This is a genomic window from Acinetobacter sp. ANC 3882 (assembly GCF_022549545.1).
Classification (GTDB): domain Bacteria; phylum Pseudomonadota; class Gammaproteobacteria; order Pseudomonadales; family Moraxellaceae; genus Acinetobacter.
Genome location: NZ_JAKZGB010000006.1, coordinates 55,785 through 73,391 on the forward strand (window position 1 = coordinate 55,785; position 17,607 = coordinate 73,391).

The window sequence follows — 17,607 nt, forward strand, 5'->3', positions numbered from 1 at the left end:
ATGAATCCATGATTACAATTTCAGGAGTAATTATGGGCATACCCTTTTCTGAGAATGAAAATCAACCTGCCAAACGCCTTGTCGGTATTGGTCTGGTATTATTTCTACATCTCATTATCGCCTATATTCTGATGACAAGTTTAGCGACCGACTTTACCAAGCCTGTCGATAAGCCTGTAGAACTACAGATTATTCAGGACATCAAACCACCACCACCTCCAAAACCAGAGGAACCCAAAGAAAAGCCACCTGAACCTCCGAAGATGGTAGAGAAAGTGGCAAAAATGCCAGACCCACCAAAACAGGTGGAGAAAGCCGTGCCTGTGCAAAAACCAGCACCAGCACAGCCAACCAAAACAGCAGTTGCGACCCCAACACCTGCAACACCAAGCCCGAGTCCAGTTGCCGCACCCGTAGCCTCGACTGCACCTGCAGCTCCTGCCAAACCAGCAGGGATTTCACGCGGTGTTTCTGAAGGCGAAGCGGGATGTCAAAAACCTGAATATCCACGCGAAGCCTTGATGAATGAAGAAGAAGGCACTGTGCGTATTCGTGTATTGGTGGATGGTTCAGGCAAAGTCATTGACTCAAAAGTTAAAAAATCGAGTGGCAGTAAAAGCTTGGATAAAGCAGCGATTAAAGCTTATAGCCTGTGTACTTTTAAAGCAGCGATGAAAGACGGTGTACCACAACAAGAATGGTACGAAATCGAATATCCATTCACGATTTCCTAAATAAATGCATTGAACAAACAAATTTTTGGAGAATTTAAAGATGAAAAACACAGCAAAACGTATTTCACGAATCGCGGCAATTGGCCTCATTGCAGGTACGACCTTACTTCCTGTTGCAACAGTGTGGGCCGATGAAACCGCGCAAACTACAGCCGTCACAAGTGTGAGTAAAGATGCCACCACATCAGCGACTCCAACACCACCACCATTACCAGCAACAGCTGAAAAAGTACACAACCCTTATGGTTTAGAAGCACTCTGGCGTGAAGGTGATTTAGTTGCAAAATCGACTTTATTTATCTTAGTACTGATGTCGATTGGCACATGGTACATCATTCTGTCTAAAGTCTTTCAGCAAAGTAAAATCAAACGTCATGCCACTGAAGCTGAACGTAACTTCTGGGAAGCGGAATCTTTAGATAGTGCAGCCGATAGCTTAAATGCAAACAGTAGCTATCGTTATATTGCAGAAAAAGGCATTCGCTCGACCAAACACCATGATGGCACTTTATTAGAACGTATTGATTTCAATACATGGGTGACCATTTCAATTCAGCGTGCCATTGAAAAGGTGCAAAGTCATCTCAGTAATGGCCTAGCCTTCCTTGCAACGGTTGGTTCAACCGCACCATTTGTCGGCTTATTCGGAACGGTTTGGGGAATTTATCATGCCCTTACTGCAATTGGTATTTCAGGCCAAGCATCCATTGATAAAGTGGCTGGCCCTGTGGGCGAAGCATTGATTATGACTGCGATTGGTCTTGCGGTCGCAGTGCCTGCTGTACTGGGCTATAACTGGTTAACCCGCCGTAATAAAGCCGTGATGGACAATGTCCGTTCATTTGGTTCAGATCTACACGCTGTCTTACTCAGTGGTGACTTAAACGGCAATCACCCAAACCGTGATTCTAAATAAGGAATAACACTATGGGCATGATGATTAATTCAGATCAAAGTGATGATGATGTGATCGGAACGATTAACACGACGCCGCTGGTCGACATCATGCTGGTGCTGCTGATTATCTTTTTAATCACAGTTCCAGTGGTCACACACACGGTTCCCGTAAAACTACCAGAAGAAAAAAATACACCTTATGCCACGACACCACAAAATATTCAGCTCTCAGTGAATAAAACAGGCGATATTTTCTGGAATGAACAACATGTGGCGAATAAAGAAACTTTACTTGCTCGTTTGCAGGCTGAAGCGCAAAAACGTCCGCAGCCTGAAGTTCATATTCGTGGCGATCAACTAACCCATTACGAAGCGATTGATCAGGTGATTAGTACAACTCAGCAAGCGGGTATTGGCAAAATTGCATTTGTCACCACTCCACCTGCGACTTCGCCATAACAGGAGCAATCACACATGGGTATGAATGTGGGTTCAAAAAATGATGAAGAAGATGTGATGCTCGACGTCAACATGACACCATTGATTGACGTCATGTTGGTGTTGTTGATTATGTTCATTATCACCATCCCAATTCCGAATAATGCCATTAACATCAACTTACCGAATGGTGCGCCACCGCCATCCACTGATCAAAAGCCACCAGAAACGATCAACCTGCGTGTCGATGCACAAGGGCATATTTTCTGGAATGATCAGGTCGTTGCAGACCGTCAGGCACTCAAGGTTTTATTCGAATCTGTGGCTCAAAAAGCTGAGCAGGATCAAATTAAATTTAAGCCTGATGCACAAGCGGAGTATAAGAATATCGCGATGGTCATGGCGCTGGCTCAACAAACCAATGTCACTAAAATCGGCATCGTCAGCAATAACTAAATAATAAAAACAAGAAATTATTCCAATAATGAGAAGTTTACTCCTGCGCTAACAAGTTCACTTGTTAGCTTTTTTTATTTTATTTCACTGATCACAATAGGAATCAACTTACTGCTGACTTTATAGCCTTGCGGTTTGTTATTACAGGCATTGCCTGTGACTGTAGTCTGAATCACATAAGGTGAATAAGGCATCACATTTAAATAGCCTGAATTATCTCGACCAGTTCGGCAATCCTCTGCACCCAATTTGTCATCAAAGCGTCCTTCATAAGAAGATTCTTCGACCTCTGCAATCAGCTTACTCGTCCATTGATTTAAATAAACTAGACTTTTACTCGATTCAACTGTCCCCTGACCTGAACCTGCACTTTCAATTTCCACCAACTGAATCTGTTTACCTTTATAAACGGTGGAATGTACTGTGAAGCTATTCGATTGACCGCCAAACTCTTTTAGGATTCTCGGCTGCTTTAATTTTGGACGGGTGAGCACATAGCCTGCCCAAAAATTACGTCCCGCATTTTCGAAACTCACACCTGATAGATAAGCTTCTTCTCCCGAGATCAATTTCACTGCTTCGGTGGAAGCGATCTGAATGGCTTGAGGCGGGTTGGCATTTGAATCCTGAAAATTAGTAATCCAACTAATAATGGTTTTATCTGTTGGTACGGCAGCATGAGTTGTCGAGATTAGGCCTGATAGGCATAGAGCCATACAGATAAAATTATTTTTATTCATTATGATTTTCCTTTAGAAATTAAACCTGAAAGTAATCTTAGCGGAGTCTTCTCGAGCTCTCATCTAATCACAGGAATATCATCTTACTTTTCAAAGATGAAAAGTAACAAAAATCTTTTGTTAGACTGACGGTACATCCATGATACCGCAGTCTAACTTGGCGGCATCCTTGCCGCCCATCACGATTACAGAGATTTACTCGACCAGCAATACCTAGAATGAGTTAAAACTTTTCCAATTCAATCCATTGAGCATCAGGAAAATGCTTTGCTAAATAAGTCTTTAAATAATCTGCGGTATCTTTTGAAATAATCGGATCTTTCGACTCATCCTTTAAGTTATACACCAAAGCATGCAAACTCAAACCACTCTGCTTTAAAGCCTCTAAACTCAACAAAGTATGATTAATACTGCCTAAACGCCCAGAAGTCACCAAAATCACAGGAAATTGATGCTGCACAATATAATCAATGGTCAGTAATTCTGTGGTTAAAGGTACCATTAAACCACCGGCCCCTTCCAAAAGTACCACATCAAAACGCTGGGCAAGTTGTTTAGTCGCAGCTTCAATCTTGGCAAAATCTAAATCTCGCCCATCCAAACGCGTCGCTAAATGGGGTGAGGCTGGATAGGTAAAAATTTCAGGCATGGTCAGTTTGTCATGGTCTTCCTGAAACCAGCCACTGCCCATAATTTCACGATGTTTTTCGATATCTTCCGAGATATCGACATTACCTGTTTGTACCAACTTTTGGGTAATGACACGTTGCCCCTGTTCTGTCCAGAGCTTAGCGAGATAGCCTGTGGCATAAGTTTTACCAATCTCAGTATCAATACCACTGACAAAATAAATTGCTGGACTCATGCTGTTCTCCGCGCGATCACATAAATCGGATGATAAGTCAGACTAAAACCCTGCTCATCATGAAACTGTTCATAATCTAAATAAAATTTCTGCAAGGATTGCTTGGTCCAGCGATGTGACCTTGCTGTTGCGGTCACGCCTGTTGCTTTTAAATGCTGCAATATCGATTTCGGATGATCAAAATAACGCTGCTTATGCTGTTCTTTTATTAACAGGATTTCAAAATCTTGTTGCTTAAGTTGCTGTTGCAAAGTATCCAAATCGACATAATTTAAACCTTGTCCTGTTAACTGCTTAATTTCGGTCAGATTGTCAGGGCCAAAGGTAGAAAAACAAAAATAGGTATTCGGTTTTAACGCAGAATGAATCCGCTGCAATAAAGCAGGTAAATCAATCATCCACTGTAATGCTGAACTGGAAATTACAGCATCCAAGGACTGAGGTAAAACCAATTGCTCAATATCACCAATCAACCAATTAATATTTTCGACGCTTAAAAAATGCTGCTCTACATCGTCATACAAGTCATTTAAAAACAGTTGTTCAACTTGAAAATGAGACTGAAACAAATGGGTTAAATTGCCTGAACCGCAGCCAATCTCAAGTACAGAGGCTAAGGATTGTGGACAATAGGCTTTGAGATATTCAAATAGCTGTGCACTAATCTGCTTTTGTATAACCGCATGCTCAACATAGCTTTGTCCTGCTTTGGCAAAACGCTGTGCAACCAGTGCTTTATTGATACTCACAAACACTCCACCAATTGTTCCAATTCATTTTTTTGTAGCATAGACGTTAACGAGATACGTAAACGAGAACTATTCTGCGGTACGGTCGGTGGTCGTACAGGCATAGCATAAAAACCCTGTTGCTGGACAAAGCGAGCTTTTTCAATTGCAGCTTGGCTTTCTCCAAGAATAATCGGAATGATATGACTGCTGGATGGACTTGAGAAACCTTTTGCAATCACTGCCTGCTGTAAATACTGACTGATTTCAGCCAAGTGCTGACGCTGTTGTTGCATGTTCAAAACTTTGTTAAAGATAAAATCAGACCATGCCATCGAAATTGGAGGCAATGCGGTACTAAAAATCAATGGACGCATTTTATTGATGAGATAGTCACGGATGATTGGATCACAAATGATATAGCCACCCACCGACGCAATCGCCTTACCAAAGGTTCCAACCAAGAAATCAATCTGATCCAGCACCCCATATTGCTCGGCACACCCCAGACCTTGCTCGCCTCTTACGCCAATGGCATGAGCCTCGTCAACATATAACATGGTTTTGTTAAAACGCTGCTTTAACTGAGCCAACGCAGCTAAATCAGTTTCATCACCATCCATACTAAATATGCTTTCTGTCACCACAATAATCCGTTCAACTTGCTCATCTTGATGATACTTTTGCAATAATTGTTCCAGATGTTGCAAATCATTATGTCGATAACGCACATATTGAGCGGTCGATAATCGAATCCCATCAATCATACTGGCATGCACCAATTTATCAGCCAGAATCACAGTTTTACTATCCGCCAAAGCAGGTAAGATGCCGATATTCATGTGATAGCCACTATTAAAGAGTAAAGCAGCGCGACCAAATGCTTTGCTTAGGCTATTTTCAAATTGTTCATATTCGGCAAAATTACCAGTCAGTAAGCGCGAGGACGATGAACTAAACAATGCACGTTCGATTTTCACTGTATCGAGAAATTCTTCTCTTAAACTTAAATCAGCGGCTAAGCCCAAATAATCATTGGATGCCAAATTCAACATGGTCCGATCTTGGATCGTAATCCATTTTCCCTGCTGTTGATTTGAAGTAAATTGACGGAAATTCCCTTGTTGTTTGAGCTGGTCAAGGTGCTCGGCATAATAATCAAGCAAGGACATTGGCATTGACTCCCTGCATGCTTTTCACTACTTCAATCAGCTGTGCTAATAAATAGTGTAGTTCATCATCGCTAATCACATACGGCGGCATCACATAGACCAATTTTCCAAATGGTCGTACCCAAATGCCACGCTCTACAAACTGTTGCTGTAAGGTTTTCATATCAACATTGGCGGTTAACTCCACCACCCCAATCGCACCTAAAACCCGTACATCTGCAACATGGTCAAGCTGAGCTAAATCCGTTAATTGTTCAGCCAGAATCTTTTCAATCCGTTGAATATTCGCTTGCCAATCTTGCTCAACCAATAATTGGGTACTTCTCAAGGCAACAGCACAAGCCAATGGATTTGCCATAAAGGTGGGGCCGTGCATAAATACACCCGCTTCACCACGACTGATGGTTTCAGCTACCTGCTTGGTGGTTAAGGTTGCGGATAATGTCATATAGCCACCAGTCAAACCTTTACCGATACACATAATATCGGGTTCAACTTGTGCATGTTCCCAAGCAAACATTTTGCCTGTACGCCCAAAACCTGTTGCGATCTCATCAAAGATCAACAATAAATTATATTGCTCACATAAAGCTTTGGCTTGACGTAAATATTCAGGATGATAAAAACGCATGCCGCCTGCACCTTGTACAATCGGCTCAATAATCAGTGCAGCAATACTGTGATGATGCTGTTCAATCTGTTGCTTCAGTTCCTGAATATCTTGAGGATTCCACTTTCCATCAAATCGACTTTGTGGCGCAGGGACAAAAATTCGATTCGGTAAACTGCTACCAAATATCTGATGCATCCCCGTGACCGGATCACACACGGACATCGCATTCCAGGTATCGCCATGATAACCAGAACGGGTGGTAATAAAGTTGGTTTTGGCTGGTTGATTTAGTGCAGCCCAATACTGCACTGCCATTTTCAAGGCCACTTCTACTGCAACCGAGCCTGAATCTGCGTAAAAAATCTTATCTAAACTTGGTGGCGTAATCTTTAATAATAATTTGCCTAACTCAATCGCTGGTTCATGAGTCAGACCACCGAACATGATATGCGCCATTTTCTGTAATTGATCTGAAACCGCTTGGTTAAGTTCAGGATGGTTATAGCCATGAATCGCACACCACCATGACGACATGCCATCAACTAAAGTTCGCCCATCTTCTAGTTCGATAGTCGCACCATAGGCACGTTTGACTTTAAAGGTTGGTAGTGGATTTAACATCGAAGTATAAGGATGCCATATATGTTCTAAATCAAATAAATCGGTCACCCTTTACTTACTCCTCATCCTAAGCCAACTAAATTCATGGCAATGTCTACGATTATGGAGGCGGCATGGATGCCGCCCGTTAAGCTGTGGTACAAGGATGTACCATCAGCTTAACAAATGCCTTTGCTTACTTTGGGCGAAACCAAAGTAAGTCTAGCTGAAAGCTTATCCAGAAATTAAATTAAAACTCAGCACGACTTCACCCTAACAACTATAAAGTCTGTATGTGCAATCTTAAACTTGTCAAAATCTAAAATAAATTGCGAGAACTTTCAATTCAAGCAAGATTAAACCCTCTCATTCAGAAAATCCTCAATTATTTGCACAGTCTGCTCAACCATAAAGCATGGAAAACCGTGTGAAGCACCTTCAACAGAAATAGTAGATAAATTCTTTGCAGATAAATCCTGAATATTCTGCATAACTTGGTAAGGAACTAAAGCATCATGCTCTGAAAAGACATGCAACTGTCTACCTTGATAATTTTCATACAACTCAACCAGATTTAATTGCTCTAGCAACTGCAACCCTTGCCTAAGCAATGCAATCGGTTGTGGACGAATCAATTTCTGCATGACTACGAAGTCTTTTTTTGCCGAACTTGCACCTTGACAGACCAATAAGCCAAATCGTTTTAGCGTGGTAATCGCATCCTGTTCAAATGACTGCTTGAACTGCATAAAGGTTTCTACAGGCATGGCTGCTGACCAATCTGATTGACCAACAAAACAGGGATTTGAAGCTAAAGTGATTAAAACTTTCTGTTGAGCATATTGTTGTTGTATTTGATTGACCAAGATGGTTGCCAATTGTCCACCAAGCGACCATCCGATAATCACATCAAACTTCACGGCAAGTTCGACATGCTGGTGTAAAACGTCATCATTCAAGGCATTAAAAATATCAATCCGCTCAACGACATGCCCTTGTTGTTCTAAAGCCTCATGTAACGGTTTTAATAATTCAGCACCACCGCCCCATCCCGTAATCAGTAAAATCTTATGTTCCACGCTTTTACCTAATTATTCACACTTGCTCCGAAGTATAACCTGTTTCTTTCTCATCATTATTTTCCAAATCGATCAATAATTTTGCAGGAATTACTTGCTCCCAATGCTGCTTAAACTGTTGATGAACTTTATCAATTTGAAAGGAACTATTTCTTGCCACCTGTTGTGCCTGGGCAATATCTTTAGCACGCATATAAGCAAGCAAATAATTTTCACCATTTAATTCAAGTTGAAACCACGATTCCACTTTCACACCTTCAGCTTGAAGCGTTTCAATTGCTTCTGCTTTACGTCGCTCAATTTCTTGCTGCCAAGCCTCGACCTCAGCCTGCCTATTTGTTTTTAATTTAATGAGAACCGCGCCAACATCCATTGATTTACCTTTTCTTTTTTTAAATCACTATTCAATTTAAATATATAAAGCAGATCAAAATTCTGTAAAGAATTTTCTAACACATTCAATTTCTAAATTTGCTAAAGTATGTACTATTACACTTTGAGAATAGAATGATGAATACGATAAAGTCCAAAGTTCTAGTGCTATGCAGTTCACTTTTTTTACTCAGCGCACCCAGCCTAAGTACAGCACAAAGCACCTTATTTTCTAAGCAAGATAACGCACAAAAAGAATGGGTTGGACAATCAGCGCCAGATTTTAAACTGCAAGATCAAAGTGGCAAATGGCATACCTTAAATCAATATAAAGGTAAATGGGTCGTCTTGTATTTTTATCCTAAAGATAACACCGCAGGCTGTACCCAAGAAGCCAATCAGTTTAAATCGCTGTATCCACAGTTCTTAAAATCGAATGCGGTTGTACTCGGTGTGAGTCTGGATGATGTCGCATCACATCAAAAATTCTCAGAAAAACTTGGTTTACCGTTCCCAATTCTTGCAGATGATAAAGGCGAACTTGCAACTAAATTTGGCATTGTCCGAAACTTGGGCATTGCTAAAATTGCCAAGCGGGAAAGCTTTTTAATCAATCCTCAAGGCGCAGTGATGTATCACTATACCAGTGTGAATACACAGACTCATGCGGATCAAGTGTTGAAAGATTTAAAAACATTGCAAACCAAATAATCTTTTCAAATACGGTTAAATCAACCTCTTGATCAATAGCCTAGTTCACATTTCTGACACTAGGCTTTTTTATGGACATATTTTAAAAATCAATCCCAACCGAATCATCAATCGGGTTTTGATCCAGTGTAAATACAGTCCGTTGATATGGAATACCTTCCAGATCATAGACCTGATAAACACAATCAAATAACAGCTGTAAGTCTTCGCTACGATCCATTGCCCGTGCAGTCAGAAAAATTGGGCTAACCGCGCCATTATCCAAAATAGGAATATAATTCAAATGGGGAAAGCGAATGGTATCGGCGCTAGCAGGAATCACACACAAGCCTTCACCTGCTGCAACCAAACCTAAGGCCAATTGGATTTCTCGCACTTCATGCATATTTTTCGGCACTAAACTATGCTCAGCAAAGATATTCAGAAGCTGAGTCGAAAAATTAGGCTTTGGAGAGGTAGGATACATAAACATCTTTTCATCAATCAAATCAGCCAAATATACCCCTTCCGTCCGCTGCGCAATCGGATGGCTGGTATGTGCCGCCACAACCAATCGCTCTTTACGCAACAGAATCCGTCTAACCGCAGGATCACTAATCCGCAAACGTCCAAAGCCCACATCAATTCGACCTTCTTTTAAAGCTTGCAACTGCTCCGTGGTGCTCATTTCCACCAGTTGAATATTTAAATGAGGTTGCTGCTGCCGAAACAAATAGATGATCCGAGGTAACAATCCATACAGTAACGATCCCACAAAACCAATCGTCACACTGCGTTCAATCAATCCAATGCGTTTGGCCATACTCTTAATTTCTTCCGCATTAGACAAAAGTTTAATCGCATGCTGATAAAAGAAATGCCCAGCAGGTGTCGTCTGTAAGGGGCGGCTTCCTCGCTCAAACAGTTGAATTCCAAGCTCTCCTTCCAAGTTTTGAATCTGCCGACTCAAAGGTGGTTGAGCAATAAATAGTTTTTCTGCAGCCTTGGTAAAGCTTTGTTCTTCAACAACCGCTACAAAATACCGCAAATGACGTAGTTCCATGAGGTTTCCATACCTTTAAGATATATAAAAATATAAATTCAGTCTTAGACACAGTTTACTCATTCTTTTAAGGTATAGACAAGGGATAAACCGATGAAATATGAATCGCCCCGCTGAGATTGCTGCCTGTATTCATCATTATCGGTTCGAGCCAAAAGCCCCACACAGAATTTAACCCATTAGGATATCGAGATACTTTCGAGAGCATCTCGGTGACTTCCACAGATTTGGAAAGTCGGAGAACGGACATGCCACGTATTCCTGTAATCAATACCAGCCACCTTGACCGTATTGATGAGTTACTTGTAGACAATATCGACACGGGTGAATTCAAACTTCATCGCTCAGTGTTTACCGATCAAGCCTTATTTGATCTCGAAATGAAATACATTTTCGAAGGCAATTGGGTTTATCTTGCACACGAAAGCCAAATTCCCAATAACAACGATTTCTACACCACACATATTGGTCGTCAACCGATCATTATTGCCCGTAATCGTAATGGCGAACTGAATGCCATGATCAATGCCTGTTCCCATCGCGGTGCACAACTCTGTCGTCATAAGCGTGGTAACAAGGCAACCTATACCTGCCCTTTCCACGGCTGGACCTTCAATAACTCAGGTAAATTGCTCAAAGTCAAAGACCCAAGCGAGGCAGGTTATTCGGATTGCTTCAACCAAGATGGTTCACATGACCTGAAAAAAGTTGCGCGTTTCGAGAATTACAAAGGCTTTTTATTTGGCAGCCTCAATCCAGATGTGCCATCACTTGAAGAGTTCTTAGGTGAAACCAGCAAAATTATCGACATGATTGTTGATCAATCTGAACATGGTCTAGAAGTTCTGCGTGGTACATCCTCTTATACCTATGAAGGTAACTGGAAACTGACCGCTGAAAATGGTGCTGACGGTTACCACGTTTCAGCAGTGCACTGGAACTATGCCGCAACCACACAACACCGCAAAGAGACTCAAGCTGCCGATAATATTCGTGCCATGAGTGCTGGGTCTTGGGGTAAGCAAGGCGGCGGTTCTTATGGTTTTGAAAATGGTCATATGCTGCTTTGGACACAATGGGCCAATCCTGAAGATCGTCCAAACTTTCCAAAGGCAGAAGAATATACCGAGAAATACGGCGCTTCCATGTCGAAATGGATGATCGAACGCTCGCGCAACTTATGCCTCTATCCAAACGTGTATTTGATGGATCAGTTCGGTTCGCAAATTCGTGTATTGCGTCCTATTTCAGTCGATCGCACTGAAGTCACGATTTACTGTATCGCACCGAAAGATGAAGCCCCAGAAGCACGTGCACGTCGTATTCGCCAATACGAAGATTTCTTTAATGCTTCTGGCATGGCCACGCCTGATGATCTGGAAGAATTCCGTGCCTGTCAGGCAGGTTATGCAGGCATCGCGCTGGAATGGAATGACATGTGCCGCGGTTCAAAACACTGGATTTATGGTCCAGATGATGCGGCCAATGAAATTGGTCTCAAACCGATGTTAAGCGGGATTAAAACCGAAGATGAAGGTTTATATCTGGCGCAACATCAATACTGGTTACATACCATGAAACACGCCATTGTCGCAGAGAAGGAAATCGCAACTCAAGGAGAAAACGCATGAGCAATCAAGACAAAACCAGCTTGGAAAATATTGCCCAGTTTCTCTACCGCGAAGCACGTTTTTTAGATGATGAACAATGGGATGACTGGCTCAGTTGCTATGCGCCAGAAGCGAGTTTCTGGATGCCAGCGTGGGATGACAATGATCAACTCACTGAGGATCCACAATCAGAAATTTCACTGATTTATTACCCAGATCGTCAAGGTTTGGAAGACCGCGTATTCCGTATCAAAACTGAACGCTCCTCTGCCACCATGCCTGATACCCGTACTTGCCACAATATTGCCAACGTTGAAATCGTAGCGCGCGACGGAGATAAACTCACGGTTCGCTTCAATTGGAACACCTTGAGCTTCCGCTATAAAACCACCTATAGCTACTTTGGCATGTCACGTTATGTGATTGATTGTTCGGGTGAGGAAGCAAAAATCCTGAGCAAATATGTGGTGCTTAAAAATGACTATATCAATCAAGTGATTGATATCTATCACCTCTAAAAGAATAGGTCTCCTCAGTCAAACGGACTCTTGGCTGAGGTGCCAAATTTAAATTATTTTTGTAGGATCTCTCATGTCAAACCACAATGTAGCACTTCAATTTGAAGATGGTGTGACACGTTTTATTAGTGTCGCGCAAGGTGAAACCCTATCCGATGCAGCTTATCGCCAAAAAATTAATATTCCTCTGGACTGTCGTGACGGTGCCTGTGGTACCTGTCGTGCCTTCTGCGAATCTGGCAGTTATGACATGCCAGAAGAAACGTATATTGAAGATGCCTTGACGCCTGAAGAAGCTGAACAAGGTTATATTCTGGCGTGCCAATGTCGCCCAAGCTCAGATGCAGTATTCCAGATTCAAGCATCATCTGATGTTTGTAAAACTGAAATTCATAGTTTTCAAGGGACTTTAGCCCGCGTTGAAAATCTATCTGATTCCACCATTACTTTCGATATTCAACTGGATGAAGGCCAGCCCGATATCCATTTCCTTGCAGGACAATATGTCAATGTTGGTATTCCAGCAACAGGTGAAACCCGTTCATATTCATTTAGCTCCAAGCCAGGTAACCGTTTAACAGGCTTTGTGGTTCGTAATGTCCCAAATGGCAAAATGAGTGACTTCTTGAGTAAAACCGCTCAAGCGGGCGACAAGATGACCTTTACCGGACCATTCGGTAGCTTTTATCTGCGTAATGTGACGCGTCCTGTACTGATGCTCGCAGGCGGTACGGGTATTGCTCCCTTTATGTCGATGTTGCAGGTACTGGAAGAAAAAGGCTCGACCCAACCGATCCGTTTAGTGTTTGGCGTGACCAACGATTGTGATCTGGTGGCTTTGGAAAAACTAGCAGAATTACAAGCGAAATTCCCTTGGTTTGAATATCGAACTGTCGTTGCACATCCTGATAGTCAACATGCGCGTAAAGGCTATGTCACAGGACATATTGAGACTGAATGGCTGAACAAGGGCGATGTCGATATTTATCTGTGTGGTCCTGTGCCAATGGTCGAAGCAGTCCGTGGCTGGTTAGATGCGGAACACATCAAACCTGCCAATTTCCTGTTCGAAAAGTTCTCTGCGAATTGATGATTACTGGAGAATTAACTTATGTCTCAAGCACAAAGATTTAAGCATAAAGTGGTGATTGTGACTGGCAGTGCTCAAGGCATTGGCCGTGGAGTTGCACTACAACTGGCTGCCGAAGGTGCGCAACTGATTCTGGCAGATCGTTCTGATTATGTCGAAGAAGTATTGGCTGAAGTAAAAGCATTGGGTGCTGATGCCATGACCATCCAAGCTGATCTTGAAAGCTTTACGGGTGCACAAAACGTCGTTGCAAAAGCGCTTCAACATTTTGGTCGAGTCGATGTATTGATCAACAATGTCGGTGGCGCGATCTGGATGAAACCTTTTCAGGAATTTTCTGAAGAAGAAATTATCAAAGAGGTCAATCGTTCGCTATTTCCAACGCTTTGGTGTTGTCGAGCAGTGTTGCCCGAAATGATCAAGCAACAAGCCGGTGTGATTGTGAATGTTTCCTCGATTGCCACTCGCGGGATTAATCGTATTCCCTACTCCGCTGCCAAAGGTGGCGTCAATGCACTAACGGCATCGCTGGCCTTTGAACATGCCAAAGATGGAATTCGCGTCAATGCCATTGCCACAGGTGGAACTGAAGCTCCACCTCGCAAAGTGCCTCGCAATAGCAATCCACTGAGCCAAAATGAAAAAGACTGGATGCAACAGGTCGTCGATCAAACCATAGACCGTACATTTATGGGCCGTTATGGCAGTATTGAAGAACAGGTCAAAGCCATTGTCTTTCTTGCATCCGATGATGCATCTTATATCACAGGCAGCGTCATCCCCGTCGGAGGTGGAGATCAGGGTTAGTCCTGATCTTTTTCGTTTCGGATGAGCAAGGAGGCCATCATCCCATGACAACTTTACTCAAAACATTAAAACAGGATTGGTCTATTTCAGCCACGGTTGCAGGCTTTCTTGCTGTGCTGATTTCCTATTCTGGCCCACTAATCATTTTCTTTCAGGCAGCGCAACGTGCCAATGTCTCCACCGAAATGATGGTGTCATGGATTTGGGGCATTTCTATCGGTGCAGCGGTTGCGGGGATTTATCTCTCAATAAAATATAAAACACCCGTTATTACCGCATGGTCTGCACCAGGTACTGCGTTATTGGTGACACTATTTCCTGACATTTCGCTGAATGAAGCAGTCGCGGCCTATATCACTTCTGCGATTGTGATTTTCCTCATTGGGATAACAGGCTATTTCGACAAACTCCTAAAGTGGATCCCTCAAGATGTTGCTGCGGGGATGATGGCTGGAATTCTGTTTCAGTTTGGAATCAATCTATTTACGGCATCAGATAGCATGCCTTTGATTGTATTCAGCATGCTGATTGTATTTCTGATTGCAAAACGGCTGATGCCTCGCTATACCATGATCTGGGTATTGGCAGCAGGCATATCACTTAGTTTATTCTTGGGAAAAATGAATCCTGTAGAAGTCAGTTTTCATCTGGCAATTCCACAATGGATCAGCCCCGAATGGACGTGGAACTCCACCTTAAATCTGGCGCTGCCTTTGATTCTAGTCAGTCTGTCAGGTCAGTTTTTGCCGGGTATGGCAATCATGAAACTGAGTGGTTATGACACGCCAGCCAAACCCATTATCAGTGCAACCAGTATTGCCTCTTTAGCGGTTGCCTGTGTTGGCGGTATTACCATCGTCCTCGCCTCGATTACCGCGGCATTATGCATGGGTAAAGATGCACATGAACTGAAAGAAAAGCGTTATATCGCTGGGATCGCCAATGGGATTTTTTATATTCTCGGCGGACTGTTTGCTGGCAGTATTGTTATGCTGTTTAGTTTATTGCCCAAAGAACTGGTTGCGGCTTTGGCAGGCTTAGCCTTACTTGGAGCGATTGCAACCAATATCACTGCTGCCATGCAAAATCCTCAACACCGCGATGCTGCACTGATTACCTTTCTTGCTACCGCTTCTGGTATGCATTTTCTAGGCTTAAGTTCGGTGTTTTGGGGGATCTGTATTGGCGTTATTGCTCATCTTATTCTCTCTCAATCCTCTCCAGTACAATCAACCAAAAGCAACTCATAAATACACGATCTTGCTGCTTGCTGGCGAATAAAAGAGACTTTGATCATGAAGTTAAACTTTTAAGCGTCAGCAAATCATCTCAAAAATTCCCCTCCAAATATAAAATCTTTTCCCTAAATAAAATTTTCTGTATTTTTATCTCAACAACTCAAATAAAAATATGTTCTTATTTAAAAACAGAGGGTTTATTTACCTCATGATTTCCCAATTTAAAAATCAGCTAAAAAGCCATAAAAAAATCATCAAAATTCTCACTATTTAATATTTAACTCAATTTTAACAACCAATCAAAAAATTAAATTTAAATAATAACTATCAATACCTTAGATTGATAAAATCACAATACTTTAATGACATAAAGATATATCAATTAGGTTTTTGACTCCGATCCAATAACAAAATAGCTTAATAAAAAATAACCTGTACTTCACAAATCGGAGGTGAAGCAATGGATACAAACAAGGTCAATATTAATGACATTATTGATAAAGCTCGTTTTGCAGCTTTTCATTGGAAAGTCTTAATTTGGTGTTTAATCATTATTATTTTTGATGGATACGATCTGGTGATTTATGGTGTGGCGCTGCCATTACTGATGCAGCAATGGTCACTGACTGCCGTGCAAGCTGGATTGCTTGCCAGTGCAGCACTCTTTGGCATGATGTTTGGCGCCATGATTTTTGGCACGCTCTCAGACAAACTGGGCCGTAAGAAAACCATTCTGATCTGTGTCACTTTATTCAGCGGATTTACCTTTCTCGGTGCTTTTGCCAATAATCCAATTGAATTTGCAATTTTACGTTTTATTGCAGGCTTAGGCATTGGTGGTGTAATGCCCAATGTCGTGGCCCTGATGACTGAATATGCGCCTAAAAAAATTCGTAGTACCTTAGTTGCATTAATGTTTAGCGGTTATGCGATTGGCGGTATGAGCTCTGCCTTACTGGGTGCATGGCTGGTCAAAGACATGGGTTGGCAAATCATGTTTTTAATTGCAGGCATTCCCCTGTTACTGTTGCCTGTGATCTGGAAATTCCTGCCTGAATCTCTGGCATTTTTAGTGAAATCCAATCATCACGATCAAGCCAAAATGATCGTCACTAAAATTGCACCTAAAACTGAATTAACCAGCAATACACAACTGATTCTCAATGAAAGTACCACCACCGAGGCACCTGTCCGTGCACTGTTCCAACAAGGTCGTACCTTTAGTACTTTCATGTTTTGGATTGCCTTCTTTATGTGTTTATTGATGGTTTATGCATTGGGAAGCTGGTTACCTAAACTAATGTTACAGGCAGGCTATTCTTTAGGTGCCAGCATGTTATTCCTATTCGCACTGAATATTGGAGGCATGGTGGGCGCAATTGGCGGCGGTGCACTGGCAGATAAATTCCATTTAAAACCTGTGATTACCAGTATGTTCGTGATTGGCGCGGCAGCCCTGATCCTGCTTGGTTTTAATAGTCCACAATTTATTTTATATAGCTTGATTGCGGTCGCAGGTGCAGCAACCATTGGCTCACAAATTCTACTCTATACTTTTGTCGCTCAATTCTACCCGACTGCATTACGCTCAACAGGCATGGGCTGGGCTTCAGGCATTGGACGAATTGGCGCGATCATTGGTCCTGTCTTAACGGGTGCTTTGCTCACCTTTGAACTGCCTCACCAAATGAACTTTCTCGCGATTGCCATCCCGGGCATTATCGCAGCCTTTGCCATCTTTATGGTCAATTTAAAAGCCTCAGTGGCAGCACAATCTGCACCTAACTTTAACACACAAGCTTCACTTACTCAGCAATAACACGAGGTGCACCGAGGACTGGCGCATCACATTTGGATATGGATTATGACATCATTACAACGCCTTAGCCCACATGGC

The 17,607-nt window shown here is 42.3% G+C and carries 19 protein-coding genes; 11 read left to right on the forward strand and 8 right to left on the reverse strand.

All coding sequences use genetic code 11. The features are described from left to right. Window positions 1-32 precede the first annotated feature (32 nt). Genes MMO42_RS12285 through MMO42_RS12300 form a run of 4 tightly spaced genes read left to right on the forward strand, consistent with a single transcriptional unit; the run spans window position 33 to window position 2,525 of the window. Window positions 33-734: a TonB family protein gene (locus MMO42_RS12285; protein ID WP_241320722.1), complete on the forward strand. Its 702-nt coding sequence runs from the start codon at window positions 33-35 to the stop codon at window positions 732-734. A 40-nt stretch (window positions 735-774) separates the two neighbouring features. Beyond that, complete coding sequence (locus tag MMO42_RS12290) at window positions 775-1,650, forward strand: MotA/TolQ/ExbB proton channel family protein (RefSeq protein WP_241320723.1); 876 nt, start codon at window positions 775-777, stop codon at window positions 1,648-1,650. Window positions 1,651-1,661: 11 nt separating this feature from the next. Further along, window positions 1,662-2,090 (forward strand): biopolymer transporter ExbD, encoded by a 429-nt coding sequence (locus MMO42_RS12295; protein ID WP_005151095.1) that lies wholly within the window; start codon window positions 1,662-1,664, stop codon window positions 2,088-2,090. Window positions 2,091-2,105: 15 nt separating this feature from the next. Continuing rightward, window positions 2,106-2,525: a biopolymer transporter ExbD gene (locus tag MMO42_RS12300; RefSeq protein WP_241320724.1), complete on the forward strand. Its 420-nt coding sequence runs from the start codon at window positions 2,106-2,108 to the stop codon at window positions 2,523-2,525. Between the two features lie 74 nt (window positions 2,526-2,599). On the opposite strand, the gene MMO42_RS12305 is transcribed toward MMO42_RS12300, so the two are convergent. From MMO42_RS12305 to MMO42_RS12335, 7 genes are all read right to left on the reverse strand, one after another. Further along, window positions 2,600-3,265, reverse strand: a complete 666-nt coding sequence (locus tag MMO42_RS12305) for a hypothetical protein (protein ID WP_241320725.1) — start codon at window positions 3,263-3,265, stop codon at window positions 2,600-2,602. Window positions 3,266-3,488: 223 nt separating this feature from the next. After that, the gene (bioD, locus tag MMO42_RS12310; protein WP_241320726.1) at window positions 3,489-4,130 is read right to left on the reverse strand and encodes a dethiobiotin synthase; all 642 of its coding nucleotides are present in this window, start codon (window positions 4,128-4,130) and stop codon (window positions 3,489-3,491) included. After that, window positions 4,127-4,879, reverse strand: a complete 753-nt coding sequence (gene bioC / locus MMO42_RS12315; RefSeq protein ID WP_241320727.1) for a malonyl-ACP O-methyltransferase BioC — start codon at window positions 4,877-4,879, stop codon at window positions 4,127-4,129. The genes bioD and bioC overlap by 4 nt, the downstream gene beginning before the upstream one ends. After that, on the reverse strand, window positions 4,876-6,030 hold the full coding sequence (locus MMO42_RS12320) for an 8-amino-7-oxononanoate synthase (protein WP_241320728.1): 1,155 nt from the start codon (window positions 6,028-6,030) through the stop codon (window positions 4,876-4,878). Before MMO42_RS12320 ends, bioC begins: the two co-directional genes overlap by 4 nt. Continuing rightward, on the reverse strand, window positions 6,017-7,312 hold the full coding sequence (bioA, locus tag MMO42_RS12325; protein ID WP_241320729.1) for an adenosylmethionine--8-amino-7-oxononanoate transaminase: 1,296 nt from the start codon (window positions 7,310-7,312) through the stop codon (window positions 6,017-6,019). The genes MMO42_RS12320 and bioA overlap by 14 nt, the downstream gene beginning before the upstream one ends. 287 nt (window positions 7,313-7,599) lie before the next feature. Continuing rightward, a complete protein-coding gene (locus tag MMO42_RS12330; protein ID WP_241320730.1) occupies window positions 7,600-8,322 on the reverse strand; it encodes a hydrolase in 723 nt (240 codons plus the stop codon). A gap of 16 nt (window positions 8,323-8,338) precedes the next feature. Beyond that, window positions 8,339-8,695 carry a DUF6176 family protein gene (locus MMO42_RS12335; protein ID WP_241320731.1) on the reverse strand — a complete coding sequence of 119 codons (357 nt, stop codon included), beginning with the start codon at window positions 8,693-8,695 and terminating at the stop codon, window positions 8,339-8,341. 134 nt (window positions 8,696-8,829) lie between these two features. On the opposite strand from MMO42_RS12335, the gene MMO42_RS12340 reads away from it, so the two are divergent. Then, window positions 8,830-9,405, forward strand: a complete 576-nt coding sequence (locus MMO42_RS12340) for a peroxiredoxin (protein ID WP_005292148.1) — start codon at window positions 8,830-8,832, stop codon at window positions 9,403-9,405. A gap of 82 nt (window positions 9,406-9,487) precedes the next feature. On the opposite strand, the gene MMO42_RS12345 is transcribed toward MMO42_RS12340, so the two are convergent. Then, window positions 9,488-10,447, reverse strand: coding sequence for a LysR family transcriptional regulator (locus tag MMO42_RS12345; RefSeq protein ID WP_005151112.1), 960 nt, complete (start codon window positions 10,445-10,447; stop codon window positions 9,488-9,490). A 248-nt stretch (window positions 10,448-10,695) separates the two neighbouring features. Between MMO42_RS12345 and benA the strand changes: the two genes are divergently transcribed. The 6 genes from benA (at window position 10,696) to MMO42_RS12375 (ending at window position 17,529) form a co-directional block, all read left to right on the forward strand. Continuing rightward, the gene (gene benA / locus MMO42_RS12350) at window positions 10,696-12,078 is read left to right on the forward strand and encodes a benzoate 1,2-dioxygenase large subunit (RefSeq protein WP_241320732.1); all 1,383 of its coding nucleotides are present in this window, start codon (window positions 10,696-10,698) and stop codon (window positions 12,076-12,078) included. Further along, window positions 12,075-12,575 (forward strand): benzoate 1,2-dioxygenase small subunit, encoded by a 501-nt coding sequence (benB, locus tag MMO42_RS12355; protein ID WP_004770851.1) that lies wholly within the window; start codon window positions 12,075-12,077, stop codon window positions 12,573-12,575. Before benA ends, benB begins: the two co-directional genes overlap by 4 nt. A gap of 73 nt (window positions 12,576-12,648) precedes the next feature. Then, on the forward strand, window positions 12,649-13,665 hold the full coding sequence (gene benC / locus MMO42_RS12360) for a benzoate 1,2-dioxygenase electron transfer component BenC (RefSeq protein WP_241320733.1): 1,017 nt from the start codon (window positions 12,649-12,651) through the stop codon (window positions 13,663-13,665). A gap of 21 nt (window positions 13,666-13,686) precedes the next feature. Next, a complete protein-coding gene (benD, locus tag MMO42_RS12365) occupies window positions 13,687-14,472 on the forward strand; it encodes a benzoate diol dehydrogenase BenD (protein ID WP_241320734.1) in 786 nt (261 codons plus the stop codon). A gap of 44 nt (window positions 14,473-14,516) precedes the next feature. Further along, window positions 14,517-15,722, forward strand: coding sequence for a benzoate/H(+) symporter BenE (gene benE / locus MMO42_RS12370; RefSeq protein ID WP_241320735.1), 1,206 nt, complete (start codon window positions 14,517-14,519; stop codon window positions 15,720-15,722). A gap of 448 nt (window positions 15,723-16,170) precedes the next feature. Further along, window positions 16,171-17,529 (forward strand): aromatic acid/H+ symport family MFS transporter, encoded by a 1,359-nt coding sequence (locus MMO42_RS12375; protein ID WP_241320736.1) that lies wholly within the window; start codon window positions 16,171-16,173, stop codon window positions 17,527-17,529. The last annotated feature ends 78 nt before the right edge of the window (window positions 17,530-17,607 follow it).

Bases quoted from the DNA above. Each gene is read 5' to 3' on its own strand.
- benE (WP_241320735.1), top strand. From the start codon at position 14,517: ATGACAACTTTACTCAAAACATTAAAACAGGATTGGTCTATTTCAGCC.
- MMO42_RS12320 (WP_241320728.1), bottom strand. From the start codon at position 6,030: ATGTCCTTGCTTGATTATTATGCCGAGCACCTTGACCAGCTCAAACAA.
- MMO42_RS12285 (WP_241320722.1), top strand. From the start codon at position 33: ATGGGCATACCCTTTTCTGAGAATGAAAATCAACCTGCCAAACGCCTT.
- MMO42_RS12305 (WP_241320725.1), bottom strand. From the start codon at position 3,265: ATGAATAAAAATAATTTTATCTGTATGGCTCTATGCCTATCAGGCCTA.
- benC (WP_241320733.1), top strand. From the start codon at position 12,649: ATGTCAAACCACAATGTAGCACTTCAATTTGAAGATGGTGTGACACGT.
- MMO42_RS12340 (WP_005292148.1), top strand. From the start codon at position 8,830: ATGATGAATACGATAAAGTCCAAAGTTCTAGTGCTATGCAGTTCACTT.
- MMO42_RS12295 (WP_005151095.1), top strand. From the start codon at position 1,662: ATGGGCATGATGATTAATTCAGATCAAAGTGATGATGATGTGATCGGA.
- bioD (WP_241320726.1), bottom strand. From the start codon at position 4,130: ATGAGTCCAGCAATTTATTTTGTCAGTGGTATTGATACTGAGATTGGT.
- MMO42_RS12375 (WP_241320736.1), top strand. From the start codon at position 16,171: ATGGATACAAACAAGGTCAATATTAATGACATTATTGATAAAGCTCGT.
- MMO42_RS12335 (WP_241320731.1), bottom strand. From the start codon at position 8,695: ATGGATGTTGGCGCGGTTCTCATTAAATTAAAAACAAATAGGCAGGCT.
- benB (WP_004770851.1), top strand. From the start codon at position 12,075: ATGAGCAATCAAGACAAAACCAGCTTGGAAAATATTGCCCAGTTTCTC.
- benA (WP_241320732.1), top strand. From the start codon at position 10,696: ATGCCACGTATTCCTGTAATCAATACCAGCCACCTTGACCGTATTGAT.
- MMO42_RS12300 (WP_241320724.1), top strand. From the start codon at position 2,106: ATGGGTATGAATGTGGGTTCAAAAAATGATGAAGAAGATGTGATGCTC.
- benD (WP_241320734.1), top strand. From the start codon at position 13,687: ATGTCTCAAGCACAAAGATTTAAGCATAAAGTGGTGATTGTGACTGGC.
- MMO42_RS12345 (WP_005151112.1), bottom strand. From the start codon at position 10,447: ATGGAACTACGTCATTTGCGGTATTTTGTAGCGGTTGTTGAAGAACAA.
- MMO42_RS12290 (WP_241320723.1), top strand. From the start codon at position 775: ATGAAAAACACAGCAAAACGTATTTCACGAATCGCGGCAATTGGCCTC.